Below are 16,412 nucleotides of genomic sequence, written 5' to 3' on the forward strand. Positions count from 1 at the left end.
TAAAAATCGCGTTCTATTAACCCTTCTCCCCACTCATTGGCCTTCCCCTTAGCTTTTGTATCTTGAGCCATGGCTTTGTAAGCGGCTCCAAGCTCCTCATTAATTACATAAGGTTTTTACAAGTTGCTCAATAAATTTGCTAATTTTACGTTCACATATTACAGAATAAAGCCTATAATAAACCGCTTCATATATAGTAATTGTCAATTTCTTCTGCATAAAATACTCGTATACACGTGTGTTACACTTATGATATCATATATATAAATTAATCAACATGAGGATTATTTACTTTAGTAAACAAAGATAATAGCTATGAAAACTGACCACACAGGTAATAAGCATGATATTTTAAGACACCAGTTTTTGTTGGTAATTCTCTTTTAATTTTTGAAAATCCTCATCGGCATGGTATGAAGAACGGGTTAGCGGGCTTGCCGAAACCATCAAGAATCCTTTTGTTTTTGCTACTCGCTCTAGATATTTAAACTCTTCCGGCGTAACATATTTTGCGACCTCAGCATGATTTTGGGTAGGCTGCAGATACTGCCCGATAGTTAGGAAATCAACCTTTGCTTCTCTTAAATCATCCATAACCTGTATTACTTCATTTATTCCTTCCCCAAGCCCTACCATCATACCGGATTTTGTAAAAATTTCAGGAGATAATTTTTTGATATTATGAAGTAAGCTTAAAGAATTATAATATCTAGCCCCCGGTCTAATCGTTTTGTATAAAGACGGTACTGTTTCGACATTATGGTTAAAAACGTCAGGTTTTGCGTTTGCTATTATTTCAGCTGCTCCTTCTTTTCTTAAAAAATCGGGTGTGAGAATCTCAATAGTAGTATTTGGCGATGATTTTCGGATTTCGCTAATACACTCCGCAAAATGTGAAGCTCCGCCGTCCTCAAGATCATCACGATCGACGGAAGTAATTACTACATGCTTAAGATTTAGCTTTTGTACCGCCTCCGCTAACCTTTGCGGTTCATGCGGATCAAGTAAATCCGTTCTACCCGTTTTAACGTTACAAAACCTACAGGCTCTAGTACAAACCGAACCTAAAATCATCACAGTTGTATGTTTTTTTGACCAGCACTCACCAATATTAGGACAAGCAGCTTCCTCGCACACAGTATTTAATCTCAGATTCTTTATTAAATCTTTTGTATTATAGTACTCTGTAGAATTAGGAACTTTTACTTTTATCCAATCAGGTCGTTTATTTAAATTAGCCATAAAACGGAAATAATTTAATTAATTTTGTCACTTCATTTAATACTTTCTGCTCAAGATCGCTATTATCTTCATTATTTTTTAAACCGTCTAAAATATCTGCTACCATATGACCAACTAATACAAAATCCTTTTCTTTAAAGCCTCTAGTAGTACATGCGGGAGTACCAAGGCGAATACCTGAAGTGATAAAAGGCGAAGTTTCATCAAACGGGATAGCATTCTTATTACACGTAATCCCTGCTCTATCCAAAGAATTTGCGGCAAGCTTACCAGTGATTCCGTCTTTACGCAAATCCACTAAAACAATATGATTATCGGTACCACCTGTTAATATATCATATCCTCTTTCTTGCAAGCTACTTGCTAAAGCTTTAGCGTTACTTATTACCTGCTGAATATAACTTTTATATTCAGGCTGCAAATTTTCTAAAAAAGCTACGGCTTTTGCGGCGATTATATGCATTAACGGACCACCTTGTAGTCCTGGAAATAATGCAGAATTTATTTTTTGACCTATCTCTTCATCGTTAGATAAAACTAAACCGCCTCTTGGACCTCTAAGTGTTTTATGAGTAGTAGAGGTAACAGCGTGAGCGTAAGGAATAGGGCTTTGATGCTCACCTGTGGCAACAAGTCCTGCAATATGAGCAATATCTGCCATAAAGTAAGCTCCTACTTTATCCACGATTTCTCTAAATTTTGCAAAATCAATATTACGAGGATAAGCAGAAAAACCGGCTATAAGTAATTTTGGTTTATGCAAATCCGCTAAGCGTTCAATCTCATCATAATCGATTAAATAAGTCTCTTTATTTACGCTATAAGAAACGGCGTTAAACCATTTACCGGACATATTAGGAGCCGCACCGTGAGTTAGATGCCCGCCGCTATCTAAGGACATACCAAGAACCGTATCACCCGGCTGTAATAAAGCAAGATATACAGCCTGATTTGCTTGTGATCCTGAATGAGGTTGGACATTTGCATATTTGCAGTTAAAGAGTTTTTTTACTCGTTCTATAGCTAAATTTTCAGCTTTATCTACTTCCTCACAACCGTTATAGAATCGCTTACTTGGGTATCCTTCGGCATATTTGTTAGTCAGAAGCGACCCTTGAGATTCAAGCACAGCAGGACTTACGAAATTTTCTGATGCAATAAGCTCGATTACGCTACTTTGACGTAGCTTTTCATGCTTTATTATTTCATTAATCTCTTTATCCGTTTCGTGTAAATTATTATTAAAAATATTCATTCATCCTCATATTTTTTTTGGTTTTGTTGTGTGGATATCTAATCGTCATTGTGAAGAAAAATTGAAAATTTTGACAAGCAATCTCGTACCAAAATCCTGAGATTGCCACGCAGCCTACGGCTGCTCGCAATGACGGTTATTTATAAAATTAATCGCAATCTCAAGCCCCCGTCCATCTATTGAATGAGCAAGAGACGTTAATTTATGTCCGCTATGCTCTACATGCAGCTTAGATAAATAGTTTGAAGCATTATACATCTCGCTAATACCGACCACCTCATCTAATTCCCCATGAATCAAGCATATAGGAGTAAGCTTATTATTAACTTCCATAGGTGGAATTAATGCACCCGAAAAACCTATAGTACAGAAAAACGGCTCTTTTTGAACTAGTGTTAAATATAACCCTATCATCGTACCTTGAGAAAAGCCAATAATGATAGTATCTTTGTTGGTTAGATTTAACTCGTCCTGCTTTTGCTTTATTATATCTTCAACCTTAGAAATATTATTTGCAATTAGCTTTGCCATAATATGCGGGCTGCGGTCTTGCAAACTAAACCATTGTCTACCATAAGGCATCATATCATAAGCCTCGATACCATGCGGGGAAATAAAGTGACAATTGGGTAAATAATTTTTGATATAAGGCACAAGTCCTATTAAATCATGTCCGTCCGAGCCGACACCGTGCAGTAATACTACTAGCTTCTTCGGCGGCTGCTCTTTACTTTCTACTTCGGGGTATTCTAAATATTTGCTCATGTTTTTATATGTTTATGTACTTAAAATATTAAGGTTGAGTAGTAGTATACGAAGGTCAATTTCAAAAAGAGCAAGGAGTCTGCAAGGCAAGGAGCGGAGCGTATACTTAATACGTGAGCACCACAGAACTTGCTAGACGACGACACCAATTTTTGAAATTCACCGAGTATACGCTTTCAACATCTTCTCAAGTTCCCCACTTTGATATAACTCTCTAGCAATATCACACCCGCCGACTAATTCTCCGTTAATGTATAATTGTGGGAATGTTGGCCAGTCGCTAAATTTTTTTAAATCTTCACGTAATTCAGCATCAAAAAGTACATTAACATCACGAAATTCTACACCTAATTTATTCAAAATAGCTACTACGGTTCCTGAAAATCCGCATGCAGGCGACTCTTTAGTACCTTTCATGAACAATACTACTTTATTATTTTTTATTTCATTTTCTATAAATTTAAAATTTTTATTTTCTAGCATTTTAAGACTCAATAATTTATCTTCTAAAATACACTTTCTATAGCAATATATGCAAGCACAAATAGTTAATAAAATTTTTGAGATTTTTAGTAAGAATAATCCAAATCCGAAAACCGAATTAATATATAAGAATGATTTTACCTTATTAGTAGCGGTAATATTATCTGCTCAAGCCACCGATATATCAGTAAATTTAGCAACTAAATCTTTATTTGAAACTTATGATACACCAGAAAAAATTTTAGAACTCGGCGAAGAAGGACTTAAAAAATATATAAAATCTATCGGACTATTTAACAGCAAAACAAAAAATATTATCGCATTATGTAAAATATTGATAAGCAATTATCAAGCTTCAGTACCGAATGATTTTAAGGAATTAATTAAACTACCGGGCGTTGGCAGAAAAACTGCTAATGTTGTACTAAATTGCTTATTCGGCATGCCTACAATGGCAGTTGATACGCATGTCTTTAGAGTAGCCAAAAGGATCGGGCTTGCTAAAGGCGGTACTCCTGAAATAGTAGAAAAAGAGCTACTGCAGATTATCGATAAAACATGGCTAACGCATGCCCATCACTGGCTAATTCTGCACGGCAGATATATATGCAAAGCTAGAAAACCCGATTGCGACATCTGCCCTATTAAAGAGTATTGCGATTATTATTTTAACCTTAAATAAGAGTTATAGTAAATCTTATAAACTACCAATTATTTCTGAATAATATTCATGTTCTATAGAATTAGGTTTAGGCTCAAGCGTTGCTAATGTTTCTAAATGACAAGTAACGAACGGTGTACTTTTTTACCTTGCCCCCTGAATAGATACGGATGTTTGCAAAACCAAGTGAATTCTCCTTCCATTTGTACACTAGTTAATTCATGTAATATATTACCGTTTCTATCATAAAGACTAAATAAAGTTTTGTCATTATCCTCAATAAGTTTTATAGGGGTTTGTTTATTATCTAAATTTTCTTGCTGATGTCCTATATATATTTTATCTAAAACTCCTTTTTTTTCATATTCTTTAAGAATTATTTGTGTCATCTCCTTTACCGGTACAGTAATCATATATTCTTTTTTATTAGAATAAATATTTTTGGCACAGGCGGCAATAAAACTATGAAGTTTAACTGCAAGATTTTTATGTTTTATAATAAAAGGTTTTTCTTGATATATTGGAAGTCTTGCTATACCAGAATGCGAAATAAAGCTTGCATTTTGAGAAATCAGCATGGTTATAAACATCTCTATAGATGAAGTATCAAGCGAATCACCTTTTTGTCATATTTTATTGGAAACAAAGGCTACATAATACATCGGTTAAGCCTTGATCATGATAATCTAAGCTAGCGGAAAAGGCATACTTCCCCTTATCAAAATTTTTTATCACCAAATCATTGCCTTGATAAGAACTTTGAAAGCTACTCTGCTTACCCAAAAAATCTTGCCAAGCAGACATATCCGCTCCGTTGACTTTTACCATATAAAAATGTAAATCATCTTCCTGTTTATAATGATGAATTTCTGAATTTACTTTTTGTATTTGTGTCTCTTGTAACTTTTTAAAAATACCCTGTAAATCAGAATATTGTTTATCTATTTTACTGAAATTATACTTAGAACCAAGCCGTAAAGCTCGCCCATACTGCATTTCGACGCCATCCGGGGTTTTAGCTGCTTTACATGCAGCTTTTATAAATTGACTTAACTGTTCTTCATCTTTAGTAAAAATTTTTTTTTAAATCTCTCTAAGAATTTTTTTAATAAAGCCTCTTTTCTGTGATCTGTCATATTAACATCAGTATGATTAGTAATATTTATGCCTGTTTTTAATCTTAAATTAAAAATATCTTCCATATATCTATGAAGGTATAAATTTCTATAGTTTGGGGCTTAAAAGATGAATTATCATTTAATTACAAAATAAAATCATTTACTTCTTTCCAATTTTCATAAGTTAATATATCAAGAGAGATAATTTTATCCTTTACTATATCAGGATTTTGAAGAAAATTAAAAATCTCTTGTAAGCTTATTCCCTCTAAATTTGTACAATCTAAGACACCGTCTTTCATAGAAGATAGTGCTTCTTTCAATTGATCATTGATTTCTTTCATTTTATAAATCTTTTAAATATTAATTCTTAAAGAAATACTAAAAAATTAATATTTTGTCAACAAAATATCTTATGTGATTATAAAGATACGGCTAAGTGATGTGTACAAATACTTTAAATTTTAATATATTTTCAAGTTGACAATTTTTTGCTTACTTCATAATATCTAAGCTAAATTTGATAAAGGTAAAATTTATGCGTTCAGCACTTATAACTTCTATATTAGTAGCTGTAGCTTTCTTAACAAGTGCTTGTAATACAATGCAAGGTGCAGGTCAAGACGTGCAGGCAGCCGATAAAAAACTTGAAGATTCAGCAGAAAGAAATAAGCCTAAAAAAGGTTGCGGCTGTCCTTACAGCTCAGCTAACTAAATATACTGTTTTTTATAATGGGTCGTCTGCCGATTCTTCATTTACTCGGAGTATATATCGCAGACGACTTTCCCGCCTTATCGATTTCTGCTTTTAGCTTTTCTATTTCTTCTTTTGAAAGTTTAGTATATTTAATTACTGTTTCTAGAGGCTCTTTATCACTTAGCATTTCTTTTGCTATTTCAATATTTCTTCTAGCTTCGCCTTCAGCTCTTCCTTCCTCTTTCATCTTTTTAAAAGCACTAGTTTCAATTCTAAGCCACTCTAAACGATTTTCATATTCCTCTCTTTCTGCATCATTTAAATTTATTACCTCAAGCACGGTTAATGCTTTTTTCAATACATCATTATCCAATTCTTTCGGTAAATTATCTTCATTTAATAAATCATTACGTGTTAAAAATGCTAGCCATATATCTAAAGCATTTTTAACTTTCTTGACGACGTCAGATAACTCCTCCTTAGGATTCTTAGCAAATTTATTAAGCTCTATCGTATGTAACTCTATATCTTTAAAATATACTAAACCACTTTTTATTTCCTTCAACTGAAAAGAATTATGATATTCATCTGTATCTGTAATACTGGTAAAGTTAAGTATGTGTATCCCTATTGTTTTATTTAATGCCGCATAATCTGATCCCTCTTTCAGTTGCTCCGTATACATTTGCGCCCAGTAATACAAAGCTCTTTTATCGTAATCCGCTTCATCGGTTACTTGGATTTCGATATTATACCTTTTACTGCTTTCACTTTTGACTTTTATATCAAGTATAGATAGTTTATCAGCCTTAAAATTCTTGGGATATACGGATTAAGTAATGTTACTTCTACAATCTGATCTTTCTCACTTACTATCAAATTAATAAGCGATATCAATAAATCTCTACTCCGAAGATTTTTTAAACGCTAAATCTACTCTCGGATTAACTTTTGACATATTATTATGTTACTGAATGTTATTTTCTCTTTATTTTAGCATATTCTGAGGTAAATATTCTACTATAAATTTATATTAAATCTTTTGCTTATTCACCAATCTATATATCTCTTTTTTACTATAAACATCTTTGAATTTGTCATAAACAAGTTCGGTAATAGTTTTGCTACTTAAGTTTTTACTTAAGCAAAGTTCTATAAATTTTTCTAAATTTTTTTGTTGGTTTTGTTCCTGTATATTTCCTGAAATCAACAATACTATCTCACCTTTTAAAATATTATTTTGATAGAACTCTATTATTTCATCTATATCCCCTGTTTTTATTTCTTGATACAGTTTAGTTAACTCACGAGCTACACATATTTCTCGATTTCCTAGTATTTCCTTAGCTACCGATAAAGTATTTATCAAACGAGGGGCCGTTTCAAAAAAAATCAAAGTAGCCTTAAGATTTACTAGTTCAGAAAAAATCTTTTTCTTACTTTCTATAGTTTTAGGTAAAAACCCGTGAAATAAAAATCGATCAGTAGGAAGAGCCGATAAAGTTAGAGCAGTAACCGGTGCAGATACTCCCGGTACTACATCTATATGACAATTAAGATTGCGTATATCTCTAACTAACTTATAGCCGGGATCGGAAATTAAAGGAGTCCCTGCATCAGAAATTAAGCTTATTATATTGCCCGATTTTATTAAACTTATGATATTTTCTCTATCTTTCTCGTCACTGTGATCATTATAAATTTGTAATTTTGTATGAATGTCATGTTTTGCTAGCAATTTTTGTGATATTCTAGTATCCTCGCATAAGATAATATCCGAATTTTTTAAAGTCGATATAGCACGAAGCGTTATATCTTCAAAATTACCGATCGGTGTTGAAACAATATATAATCCCGGTTTGGAAAGATATCTAATCATAGTTTTTTAATTTTAAGTAACATTATGGCTAGTATAAAACATAAACTACGAATCGTTCTATCATTTTTTTGTTTGATATATTTAACGTCCTGTCAAACTCCTAAAGAAGAACCTATAAGTTTTCCTAAAAAAGAACAAAAAGAAATTGAGATTGCAATTTTAATGCCAAATCAGGGTCCTGATAGTATTGTCGGGAAACAATATAAAGATTTAATTAAAATGGGACTTAACGACGGAATCAAATCTTACATACATGTTACTTCTTACGACGGTTCAGACGAAAAAAACGTTTTAGCCGCTATGGATAAAATAGTAGCACGTAAAACTAAGATTATTTTAGGTCCTCTATATTCTAACTTTACCTCTCTAATAGCCGAAAAAGCAAAGGCAAATGATATTATTATAATAACTATGTCAAATAACCCGGCTCTTGCAGAAGATAAATTATTTGTATTCGGTCATGCACCTTTAAAACAACTGATACGTATCATTAATTATTACGCAAGTAACGACCATAAAGATTTTATGGCATTATTACCTAAAGGGAAGCATTCGCAAACTATTAGTCAAGTAATGCAAAATATATTGATTCAGAACAATGCATCATTATCATGCACTGCATTTTATGAGGATAATCCTGAATCTATAGCAAAAGCCACAAGAAATATTTCAGACAATGCCGATATTATAAATGAACGTAGCGACACGACAAAACCGGTTATTTATATATCAGACGATCCAAAAAATTTAAACCTACTCGCTGATAGTATTCGTAAATATAATTTAGATAAAAAGGCTATTTTAATCGGTGATAATCGTATTGATATCGATTACCCTGAAAATATCGATATTAGCTTTACCGGCTCTTTAAATTTACTCAATAGCAACGTTCCGGATAGGGCAAAAGACTTAGGTATTAACCATATAGGCTTCATGCATCTTCTTTCTTATGATTTAGGACGTATGACTGCAAACTATATAGGCAATGAATTTGCATCTGAAAGGTTTTTAAATAGAATGAACAGTAGACAACCTTATATAGGTTTATCCGGTAATATTCATTTCATCGATGGAGTAGCTCAGAGACGATATGATGTTATTAGGAAAGAGAATGGGATATATTCTACTATTTCAGGAAATTAGGGCGTTGTTGTATCTTGGTCACTCAGTAACCTGACCAGAACGTTCAGGATGTCATTCCCGCGGAAGCGGGAATCCAGAGTAAAGCGAGATAAATCGAGCTTTTCAAAAAATCTTTAAAGTACTGGATTCCCGCTTCCGCGGGAATGACATTGAGTAGGTTTTTCAAGCCATGCAACAAGGCTGGTCAAGCCACGGGATGACAAAGGGACACTAAAGATTAATTATTTATTTTTATCATTATCACTACCGTCGTCTTTCATGCCGTCTTTAAAAGCTTTAAGACCTTTAGCAAGGTCGGACATGACTTGCGGTAATTTGCCGGCACCGAATAATACAAAAATAATTAATAAAACTATTAATAAATGGCTAAAGCTCATTCCCATGATATTCTTGCTGTATAAGTTAAAATTTAATTATATAAGATATTATAGCTCTAATCTAGGATAAAATAATTAAAGAAATGTTTACTAAAAAACAATTTTCAGAATTTTTTGCTACTTTTTTTTATATCGGGAAAATAAAATACTGCCCAGGCACTTTTGGATCGATTGCCGCTTTCCCTCTAACTTATTTCTTAATATATTTTATTGTTAATAACAAAATAATCATTCCTTTCTTAAGTCTTACTCTCGGTGAAGCTCAACTTGTCAGTATATTTATTATAAGCTTTAGCCTATGTTTGATACTCTTAATACTCGGCACTTATTTTACTAAAATATATTTAAATTATACAAATTCAGAAGACCCTAAAGAAGTGGTAATTGATGAAGTAGTAGGGCAAATGCTAACTATCGTTTTAGTATTTTTTTCCGCTTTATTTGCTAATGAATCGTATTTAATTAAATATTTTAGTCCGCTAACAATAAATATTATATTACTTTTCGTATTACCTTTTTGTCTATTCCGATTTTTTGATATAGTAAAGCCCTGGCCTATTAATTGGTTGGACAAAAATATTAAGGGCAGTATCGGCGTTATGCTTGATGATTTGCTAGCTGCAATATCTGCTGCGGTAACTCAATACGCAATTATATTTGTGTTAATAGATATTCGACAATAGATTTGCTATAAAAAAATATCATTGACTAATTTCTAATATAATAATATGATACGATAAATATTTATAAATTTTTAAAGAGATAGTTTTCATGTTCGCAGTTATAAAAGCAGGTGGAAAACAATATAAAGTAGACAGAAATAGTATTATTAAAGTCGAAAAAATTGATGGAGAACTTGGCTCTAAAATTCAGTTTGATCAAATTTTAATGATTGGCGAATACTCAAAGCCTTCTTTTATTGGAACTCCAATAGTTAAAGGGGCTGTCGTTACGGCTGAAATTACTAACCAACTTAAAGATAATAAGATTATAGTCTTTAAGAAAAAGCGTAGAAAAAATTATCGTCGTAAAGCCGGTCATCGTCAAGAATTGACGGAATTAAAAATATTAGATATTACCAAACAATAATAATAACTTAAAAGGAATTATAAAATGGCAACCAAAAAAGCCGGTGGTAGTTCTAGGAATGGAAGAGACTCGGCCGGTCGAAGGCTGGGAGTTAAAAAAGCCGATGGACAATATGTAATACCCGGTAATATTATAGTTAGACAACGCGGCACAAAAATTCATCCTGGAACGAATGTAGGACTTGGCAAAGATCATACAATATTTGCTTTGATAGAAGGTAGAGTAGAATTTTTAACTAAGCGAAATCATAAAATCGTGAATGTTAAAGAAATTGCCAGTGCTTAAGTATTGCGGTTTGATCTACTAGTGTTACGTGGAACGAAAAATGCTTTTTATGGTATTGTTGTGTTGATTGGTAAAATCCACTTTGTTACCCCGTGGCTTGACTATATGGTCCATAAAAACAACTTAAAGTACTAATATTATTAGTATTTTAAGCTGGATCCCGTGATCAAGTCGCGAGATGACAATTGAAAACCGTCCTACACAATTAATGTCTGTAAGTAAGCTAGATGACGACAGGCGGAAATTAATCATATAACATAATATTCTATTAGGCTTTCTTTACTTATGGCCTTAATAATTCAAAAGTTCGGTGGCACTTCCGTTGCAAATGTTGATAGAATAAAAAAAATCGTTCCTATCATAAAAACCGAAATAGCTAAAAATAACCAAGTAATTGTAGTAGTTTCGGCTATGGCAGGTGTTACTAATCAACTTGTCACATTGTGTAATGAAGTATCAAGCCTTAACAACATTTCTCAATTTGCAGAATATGATGTAGCACTTTCTAGCGGTGAAATAGTCACTGCTTCATTACTAGCGCTCGCTCTTCAAGAAGAAGACATAAAGGCGCGATCATTTCTAGCTTGGCAATTACCGATGCTCACCGATAATAATCATAGTAAAGCTTTAGTAGAATCAATTACTACAGATTTACTAGAAAAATCTTTACAGTTAAATACAGTCCCTATAATAGCCGGTTTTCAAGGAATTAACAAATCCAATAGGTTAACTACTTTGGGCAGAGGAGGATCTGATACTACTGCCGCCTTAATCGCTGCAGCTATGAAAGCCGATAGATGTGATATTTATACCGATGTAGAGGGAATATTTACTGCTGATCCAAGAATTATTCCAAATGCCAAGAAGATAAAAGAAATAGATTTTTTAGAAATGTTAGAACTAGCATCAAGTGGAGCAAAAGTACTACACCCTAGAGCCGGAGAGTTAGTAATGCGGTATAAAGTAGATATGCGTGTTCTGTCAACATTTTCACCGGATACAGAAGGTACGTTAATCACTTCAAAGGATAAAAATATGGAGAATGGGATTATTAACAGCATTACTTCTAATAAAAATTTATTAAAAATATCTGTAAAGAACATTTCTTTAAGTTTTTTGCAAGTTGCAAATATGATTACACAAAATAATAATCATATTGAGTTTATGCAAGAGATAAAAAATAATGAAGAATATAGTTTTATTACAAATTTAACCGATAAAAATAATTTACAAGCTTTACTGACTAATTTAAAAGATGATAAGCAGATACAAGATTTTACTTTTGATACCGAAATTGCTACAATCTCTCTTATTGGTTATGGGATTAAAAATGATTGTAAATTACTTGAAACAATATTATCAAAGTTAACGAAAGATAATATAAATGCTAACATGATACAATTATCAGAAGTTAAAATTACCTTATTCATAAATGATCAAGATGCAGAAAAAACAATTTTTAATTTATATAATCTTTTTAAAATATCTTAGATTCTGCATCTGAAATTTAATTTATAGTAAAAGAAGTGGAAAAGACGTGGCTCCTACTGCAGAAAAATTTTATAATTTGTGACAAAAAAAGTTAAAATAGATTAATTTAAATTTCATATATAAGACCTAAATACTTAATTCAATAGCTTAAGTTTATTATTTTCATTATAATTATCTTCTATTTACTATTTATTAGTTATATATTAATAAATAAGTCTAAGAGGCTATCTATGAAGTTATTTTAACTCTCAATTTTTAGGAGTAAATTTTACAGGAAAAAATAATGAGCGAAGATATAAGGTCAAAAGAAAGATTTAATCGGATTAACAATATATCAGAAACAAATAAAGATGGTCCAGAAGAAATTAGAAATAATTTTAAAAAATTTGTACTGAATATATTAGAAACAGACAATATAACCCCGTATAAGTTAAGTGAAAAAACAGGTACTCATGAAACAGCGTGGAAAAATTTTCTAGATGGTCGTACAAAAATGCCTGATATGGGAGCAATTGTTGCTCTTGCAGATTATAAAAATGTTCCACTAGATGAAGTAATAGGCAGAGACATAAATAAAGCAAAAAAGATAACGGTAGAAATAAAACAAACTCCGGAAATATCGGCATCTATAGCTAAAGATATACTTCAAGAAGCCATGTTGATAGGAGAAAAAACTAGAGGATTTATTCATAAACCAACAAATAAAGAGACAAAATCTTTTGCTGAACAAGTTAAAAGCTATAATAAACCGAAAGGAAGGTCTATCTAAATAAAAATATGTTTTTCAATATTGATCCTAATATAAAACCTAAAACCTTACTTGATATTCTAAAATGGAAAATAACTTCAAAACGACCAAAATGGCCGACAGCACTGCCGCTTACTTCCACTGATATTCCACCACAAAAAATAACTAGCAATAAAAATACACAGCTAAATCTCGATCGCTTCAGACAAGATGAATTTCAGGAAGAGCCTGCGGAACGTACAAATGTACGTGAGCATAGGCGAGTGCCGCAAAATTCATTAATATCAAGCGATCGAGATGACGCTGTACGAGTAGCCTATGTAGGGCATGTAACCTTTTGAATTCAAATAGACGGTTTAAATATCTTAACCGATCCAGTATGGTCGGAGCGGGTTAGTCCTTTTACTTTTGCAGGACCAAAGAGAGTGGTAAAACCCGGTATTAATTTTACCGATTTACCTAAAATAGATGTTATATTAATAAGCCATAATCACTATGACCATTTAGACATCAGCACAATTAAAGATTTATGGGTACGAGATAAGCCTAAGATTATTACACCGCTAATGAATGACGTAATAATCAAAAAACATATTACCGATGCAGAAATTGTTACCTTAGGGTGATAAAGAACAAGAAATACAGCTAAATTCAAAAAGTTTCCAAGAAGATGAAATTAAAGGCGATGTAGAATTTTATTTAGAACCGACACAGCATTGGTCGGCTAGAGGAATATTTGATAAAAATAAAGCATTATGGGGAACTTTTATCATTAAAACTAAGATAGGAGATATTTGTTTTATAGGTGATTCGGGTTATAACGATACTCTTTTTAAAGAGATCGGAAAAAAACATAATATTGATGAAAATAAGTTTATTATCCATGAAATAGGTGAATTTTTCCTATTTGATAAAAACGATTTATAGTTTATGAACTTAAATTAGATGTGTTTTGTCTACCCATACTATATGTTTTACTGGATCCCGTGAATAAATCACGGGATAACAGAGAGGAATGATAAGCTACACCAACCACCCCTGGACGACACAAAATTCAGTTTATAATGGAGATAAAAGCATATTTATTACTGAATGAAAATTGCCAATTTCTGATTTATCACGAGAAGAGAAAATAGAGCTACTAAATGGTTGTGCTTGGGGCGTTGCATTAGTCCATAATATTCTACCACTTTTTGCTTCTACTATTCCTATAGACAAAATATATTATCTGCATTACTTACTGAACAACCCAAAGCACTCATCAAAAAGTCACGTGTACGAGCTCCATTAGTCTTTATCATTTGCACATAATTAAGTAATACAAATATATCAGCTCCTGTTTTTTCTCCTAAAATAATAACAGGTTCACCTATATTTTGAGTCATTGAGAAAGCTTTTTCTTCAGGCCATAATAAAGGCGTATATAAAGCAGTATAAACATTATCATAGGAGCTACGAAAACGAGATACTAAATCTATCAAGCTTTTGTGTTCTAATATCTTTGTTGTGCAATAGCTTAACTCTTAAACCATTCTTCTGCATTGCTAAAGAAATTTCTTGCTTCAACAATTCTTCCAAATGATCTTCATAGTCATATTTACGTTCTTTGCAATTACCAATATCTAGCGTATATAATTCCGTTTGCATCGGTAAAACTAATATTTCCTTGTATAGATAAGATAATAAAAATTATAGATTTATGAAAAATTTTATGCATAACATTTAAATTTAAAGTTAAAAAAATTACAAACAAAGATACTTATATTCATTATTTTCGTCAAGATTTATTTTTTACCTATTACGGTTAAATAATATGGTCATAGAATAAGCAAGTACGGCAAACATGCAAAGATATAAAATCGGGAATAGGTTAAAACCAAATGATTTTATTACCTTTGCACAAATATAATTAGCAGTACCGGACATTAACATTGAGCCGATATTATGTCCTAAACTTATAACACGATAGCGTTCTTTAACTACAAAAGACTTAATAACTATACTATGAGCAAGAGCATTAAAAGGTGCAACTGATGCAGCTAACATTAAACTAGCCGCAAGCCCTAAATTAGTCATTTGATATTTTACTGCTATCACAAAAAATACACTTGCTGTAATAGTACATATAAATGCGATTTTTAATACCGAATTAACTCCTAAGCGATCAGCAATAAAACCGGCAATCGGCATGCAAACAGCAAAACATATTACTATTAAGACCGAAAAAGAACTCATAATAATACCGACTGAAGGTAATACGATCGGTAAATATTGCTTCATAAAGATGATCGCAATTTGATATGTTGCTCCAAAACCTCCGGCTAAAAATATTAACCGTGCAATATTTTTCCATTGCTTTTTAATTATAGAGCTAAGTTTTTCAATAGAATCTTGACTATAGTGTGCTTTTTTAAACTCCGGTGTTTCATCAAATTTCCGGCGATAATAAAGAGTTATTAATGCAAGTGGTAAACTTAGTAAAAACGGAATACGCCAACCCCACTCCGGAAAAATATGAGAATTAAAGAAATTAGTTGCACCGATTCCGCATAATAAACCCATTACTCCTGTACATCTAGTTATTGCCGAGGCAGTAAATCGGTATTTTGCTCCTAAATGTTCAATAACATAAATCGCTGCACCGTCATATTCCCCTCCAATAAAAATACCTTGCATGAAGCGACATAAAACTAAAATTATTGTACTCCAAACTCCTATCGAGGAATAATCGGGCAATAAACCTATTATTAAGGTAGGGATTACAATACCGATAATCGTAAAACTTAAGGCTTTTTTTCGACCGTATATATCCCCTATACGTCCAAAAATATAAGCACCCATAGGCTTTGATAAATATGCTGCTGCATAAACGGCAAAAACATTTACAAGCTTTGTTAATAGATCAGTACTGGCTGAAAAGAATTTATCAGCGATAATTGCCGCTGAAAAACCATATAAACTATAGTCGTAATATTCAATAATAGTGCCTAAAAAAGCACCGAGAACTTTATTGCGTGATTTTGTTTGTTTCATTTTAAAGGTATACTGTGAGTAAACGAAAAGTAGGTAGACGAAGTTTAATTTGGAAAAGAGCAAGGCGTCTTGAAGCTGATAACCGCAGCGTACATACTTAGTACGTGAGGATTATCAGCAAAAGACAACGTAGCCAATTTTTCAAA

At 32.3% G+C, this 16,412-nt stretch carries 22 protein-coding genes and 1 pseudogene; 10 read left to right on the top strand and 13 right to left on the bottom strand.

The genetic code is table 11. The features are described 5' to 3' along the window. Positions 1-351: 351 nt before the first annotated feature. From lipA to grxD, 4 genes are all read right to left on the bottom strand, one after another. Positions 352-1,242 (bottom strand): lipoyl synthase, encoded by an 891-nt coding sequence (gene lipA / locus MCI_RS02830; protein WP_014409574.1) that lies wholly within the window; start codon positions 1,240-1,242, stop codon positions 352-354. Continuing rightward, the gene (gene glyA / locus MCI_RS02835; protein ID WP_014409575.1) at positions 1,235-2,497 is read right to left on the bottom strand and encodes a serine hydroxymethyltransferase; all 1,263 of its coding nucleotides are present in this window, start codon (positions 2,495-2,497) and stop codon (positions 1,235-1,237) included. The genes lipA and glyA overlap by 8 nt, the downstream gene beginning before the upstream one ends. Positions 2,498-2,611: 114 nt before the next feature. Then, the gene (locus MCI_RS02840; protein ID WP_014409576.1) at positions 2,612-3,262 is read right to left on the bottom strand and encodes an alpha/beta hydrolase; all 651 of its coding nucleotides are present in this window, start codon (positions 3,260-3,262) and stop codon (positions 2,612-2,614) included. Positions 3,263-3,421: 159 nt separating this feature from the next. Further along, complete coding sequence (gene grxD / locus MCI_RS02845) at positions 3,422-3,745, bottom strand: Grx4 family monothiol glutaredoxin (protein WP_014409577.1); 324 nt, start codon at positions 3,743-3,745, stop codon at positions 3,422-3,424. Positions 3,746-3,794: 49 nt separating this feature from the next. On the opposite strand from grxD, the gene nth reads away from it, so the two are divergent. Next, complete coding sequence (gene nth, locus MCI_RS02850) at positions 3,795-4,427, top strand: endonuclease III (RefSeq protein ID WP_014409578.1); 633 nt, start codon at positions 3,795-3,797, stop codon at positions 4,425-4,427. 92 nt (positions 4,428-4,519) lie between these two features. Here nth and MCI_RS06980 read toward each other — a convergent pair whose 3' ends face one another. From MCI_RS06980 to MCI_RS09685, 3 genes are all read right to left on the bottom strand, one after another. Next, a complete protein-coding gene (locus MCI_RS06980; protein ID WP_014409579.1) occupies positions 4,520-4,984 on the bottom strand; it encodes a hypothetical protein in 465 nt (154 codons plus the stop codon). Positions 4,985-5,039: 55 nt separating this feature from the next. Continuing rightward, positions 5,040-5,402, bottom strand: coding sequence for a hypothetical protein (locus tag MCI_RS09680; RefSeq protein WP_232202720.1), 363 nt, complete (start codon positions 5,400-5,402; stop codon positions 5,040-5,042). A gap of 265 nt (positions 5,403-5,667) precedes the next feature. Beyond that, positions 5,668-5,868 (bottom strand): hypothetical protein, encoded by a 201-nt coding sequence (locus MCI_RS09685; protein ID WP_232202721.1) that lies wholly within the window; start codon positions 5,866-5,868, stop codon positions 5,668-5,670. Between the two features lie 194 nt (positions 5,869-6,062). On the opposite strand from MCI_RS09685, the gene MCI_RS02875 reads away from it, so the two are divergent. Continuing rightward, on the top strand, positions 6,063-6,239 hold the full coding sequence (locus MCI_RS02875) for an entericidin A/B family lipoprotein (protein ID WP_014409580.1): 177 nt from the start codon (positions 6,063-6,065) through the stop codon (positions 6,237-6,239). Positions 6,240-6,276: 37 nt separating this feature from the next. Here the strand turns inward: MCI_RS02875 and MCI_RS02880 are convergent, their stop codons facing one another. Both MCI_RS02880 and rsmI read right to left on the bottom strand, forming a co-directional pair. After that, positions 6,277-7,014 carry an Rpn family recombination-promoting nuclease/putative transposase gene (locus MCI_RS02880; protein WP_083837090.1) on the bottom strand — a complete coding sequence of 246 codons (738 nt, stop codon included), beginning with the start codon at positions 7,012-7,014 and terminating at the stop codon, positions 6,277-6,279. Between the two features lie 240 nt (positions 7,015-7,254). After that, complete coding sequence (gene rsmI / locus MCI_RS02885) at positions 7,255-8,100, bottom strand: 16S rRNA (cytidine(1402)-2'-O)-methyltransferase (RefSeq protein ID WP_014409582.1); 846 nt, start codon at positions 8,098-8,100, stop codon at positions 7,255-7,257. A 24-nt stretch (positions 8,101-8,124) separates the two neighbouring features. On the opposite strand from rsmI, the gene MCI_RS02890 reads away from it, so the two are divergent. Next, entirely contained in the window at positions 8,125-9,243 is a 1,119-nt protein-coding gene (locus tag MCI_RS02890; RefSeq protein WP_014409583.1) for a penicillin-binding protein activator, read from the top strand. A 221-nt stretch (positions 9,244-9,464) separates the two neighbouring features. Here the strand turns inward: MCI_RS02890 and MCI_RS02895 are convergent, their stop codons facing one another. After that, positions 9,465-9,626, bottom strand: coding sequence for a Sec-independent protein translocase subunit TatA (locus MCI_RS02895; protein WP_004997483.1), 162 nt, complete (start codon positions 9,624-9,626; stop codon positions 9,465-9,467). Between the two features lie 77 nt (positions 9,627-9,703). Here MCI_RS02895 and MCI_RS02900 point away from each other — a divergent pair, with 77 nt between their 5' ends. The 7 genes and pseudogenes from MCI_RS02900 to MCI_RS08965 all read left to right on the top strand — a co-directional run. After that, positions 9,704-10,303, top strand: coding sequence for a phosphatidylglycerophosphatase A (locus MCI_RS02900; protein ID WP_014409584.1), 600 nt, complete (start codon positions 9,704-9,706; stop codon positions 10,301-10,303). 88 nt (positions 10,304-10,391) lie between these two features. After that, positions 10,392-10,709, top strand: a complete 318-nt coding sequence (gene rplU / locus MCI_RS02905; protein ID WP_004997480.1) for a 50S ribosomal protein L21 — start codon at positions 10,392-10,394, stop codon at positions 10,707-10,709. Between the two features lie 24 nt (positions 10,710-10,733). After that, positions 10,734-10,994 (top strand): 50S ribosomal protein L27, encoded by a 261-nt coding sequence (rpmA, locus tag MCI_RS02910; protein WP_011271503.1) that lies wholly within the window; start codon positions 10,734-10,736, stop codon positions 10,992-10,994. A 285-nt stretch (positions 10,995-11,279) separates the two neighbouring features. Beyond that, positions 11,280-12,485, top strand: a complete 1,206-nt coding sequence (locus MCI_RS02915) for an aspartate kinase (protein WP_014409585.1) — start codon at positions 11,280-11,282, stop codon at positions 12,483-12,485. 283 nt (positions 12,486-12,768) lie between these two features. Next, positions 12,769-13,254, top strand: a complete 486-nt coding sequence (locus MCI_RS02920; RefSeq protein WP_014409586.1) for a helix-turn-helix domain-containing protein — start codon at positions 12,769-12,771, stop codon at positions 13,252-13,254. 8 nt (positions 13,255-13,262) lie between these two features. After that, positions 13,263-13,574, top strand: coding sequence for a palindromic element RPE3 domain-containing protein (locus tag MCI_RS02925; protein ID WP_014409587.1), 312 nt, complete (start codon positions 13,263-13,265; stop codon positions 13,572-13,574). 21 nt (positions 13,575-13,595) lie between these two features. Beyond that, positions 13,596-13,896 (top strand): annotated as a pseudogene (locus MCI_RS08965) (MBL fold metallo-hydrolase); the annotation flags it as partial. Between the two features lie 545 nt (positions 13,897-14,441). Here MCI_RS08965 and MCI_RS09690 read toward each other — a convergent pair. The 3 genes from MCI_RS09690 to MCI_RS02945 all read right to left on the bottom strand — a co-directional run bounded on the left by MCI_RS09690 (position 14,442) and on the right by MCI_RS02945 (position 16,266). Then, positions 14,442-14,714, bottom strand: a complete 273-nt coding sequence (locus MCI_RS09690) for a hypothetical protein (protein ID WP_232202722.1) — start codon at positions 14,712-14,714, stop codon at positions 14,442-14,444. Then, positions 14,686-14,880: a hypothetical protein gene (locus MCI_RS02940; RefSeq protein WP_083837092.1), complete on the bottom strand. Its 195-nt coding sequence runs from the start codon at positions 14,878-14,880 to the stop codon at positions 14,686-14,688. The genes MCI_RS09690 and MCI_RS02940 overlap by 29 nt, the downstream gene beginning before the upstream one ends. Positions 14,881-15,024: 144 nt before the next feature. After that, the gene (locus MCI_RS02945) at positions 15,025-16,266 is read right to left on the bottom strand and encodes an MFS transporter (protein ID WP_014409589.1); all 1,242 of its coding nucleotides are present in this window, start codon (positions 16,264-16,266) and stop codon (positions 15,025-15,027) included. Positions 16,267-16,412: the final 146 nt, after the last annotated feature.

The organism is Rickettsia montanensis str. OSU 85-930, assembly GCF_000284175.1.
In the GTDB taxonomy this organism is placed as follows: domain Bacteria; phylum Pseudomonadota; class Alphaproteobacteria; order Rickettsiales; family Rickettsiaceae; genus Rickettsia; species Rickettsia rickettsii.

Bases quoted from the DNA above. Each gene is read 5' to 3' on its own strand.
- MCI_RS02875 (WP_014409580.1), top strand. From the start codon at position 6,063: ATGCGTTCAGCACTTATAACTTCTATATTAGTAGCTGTAGCTTTCTTA.
- nth (WP_014409578.1), top strand. From the start codon at position 3,795: ATGCAAGCACAAATAGTTAATAAAATTTTTGAGATTTTTAGTAAGAAT.
- MCI_RS09680 (WP_232202720.1), bottom strand. From the start codon at position 5,402: ATGCAGTATGGGCGAGCTTTACGGCTTGGTTCTAAGTATAATTTCAGT.
- lipA (WP_014409574.1), bottom strand. From the start codon at position 1,242: ATGGCTAATTTAAATAAACGACCTGATTGGATAAAAGTAAAAGTTCCT.
- rplU (WP_004997480.1), top strand. From the start codon at position 10,392: ATGTTCGCAGTTATAAAAGCAGGTGGAAAACAATATAAAGTAGACAGA.
- MCI_RS02840 (WP_014409576.1), bottom strand. From the start codon at position 3,262: ATGAGCAAATATTTAGAATACCCCGAAGTAGAAAGTAAAGAGCAGCCG.
- rsmI (WP_014409582.1), bottom strand. From the start codon at position 8,100: ATGATTAGATATCTTTCCAAACCGGGATTATATATTGTTTCAACACCG.
- MCI_RS02915 (WP_014409585.1), top strand. From the start codon at position 11,280: ATGGCCTTAATAATTCAAAAGTTCGGTGGCACTTCCGTTGCAAATGTT.
- MCI_RS02895 (WP_004997483.1), bottom strand. From the start codon at position 9,626: ATGGGAATGAGCTTTAGCCATTTATTAATAGTTTTATTAATTATTTTT.
- rpmA (WP_011271503.1), top strand. From the start codon at position 10,734: ATGGCAACCAAAAAAGCCGGTGGTAGTTCTAGGAATGGAAGAGACTCG.
- MCI_RS02945 (WP_014409589.1), bottom strand. From the start codon at position 16,266: ATGAAACAAACAAAATCACGCAATAAAGTTCTCGGTGCTTTTTTAGGC.
- MCI_RS02940 (WP_083837092.1), bottom strand. From the start codon at position 14,880: ATGCAAACGGAATTATATACGCTAGATATTGGTAATTGCAAAGAACGT.
- MCI_RS02890 (WP_014409583.1), top strand. From the start codon at position 8,125: ATGGCTAGTATAAAACATAAACTACGAATCGTTCTATCATTTTTTTGT.
- MCI_RS02920 (WP_014409586.1), top strand. From the start codon at position 12,769: ATGAGCGAAGATATAAGGTCAAAAGAAAGATTTAATCGGATTAACAAT.
- MCI_RS09685 (WP_232202721.1), bottom strand. From the start codon at position 5,868: ATGAAAGAAATCAATGATCAATTGAAAGAAGCACTATCTTCTATGAAA.
- glyA (WP_014409575.1), bottom strand. From the start codon at position 2,497: ATGAATATTTTTAATAATAATTTACACGAAACGGATAAAGAGATTAAT.
- grxD (WP_014409577.1), bottom strand. From the start codon at position 3,745: ATGCTAGAAAATAAAAATTTTAAATTTATAGAAAATGAAATAAAAAAT.
- MCI_RS02925 (WP_014409587.1), top strand. From the start codon at position 13,263: ATGTTTTTCAATATTGATCCTAATATAAAACCTAAAACCTTACTTGAT.
- MCI_RS02900 (WP_014409584.1), top strand. From the start codon at position 9,704: ATGTTTACTAAAAAACAATTTTCAGAATTTTTTGCTACTTTTTTTTAT.
- MCI_RS06980 (WP_014409579.1), bottom strand. From the start codon at position 4,984: ATGCTGATTTCTCAAAATGCAAGCTTTATTTCGCATTCTGGTATAGCA.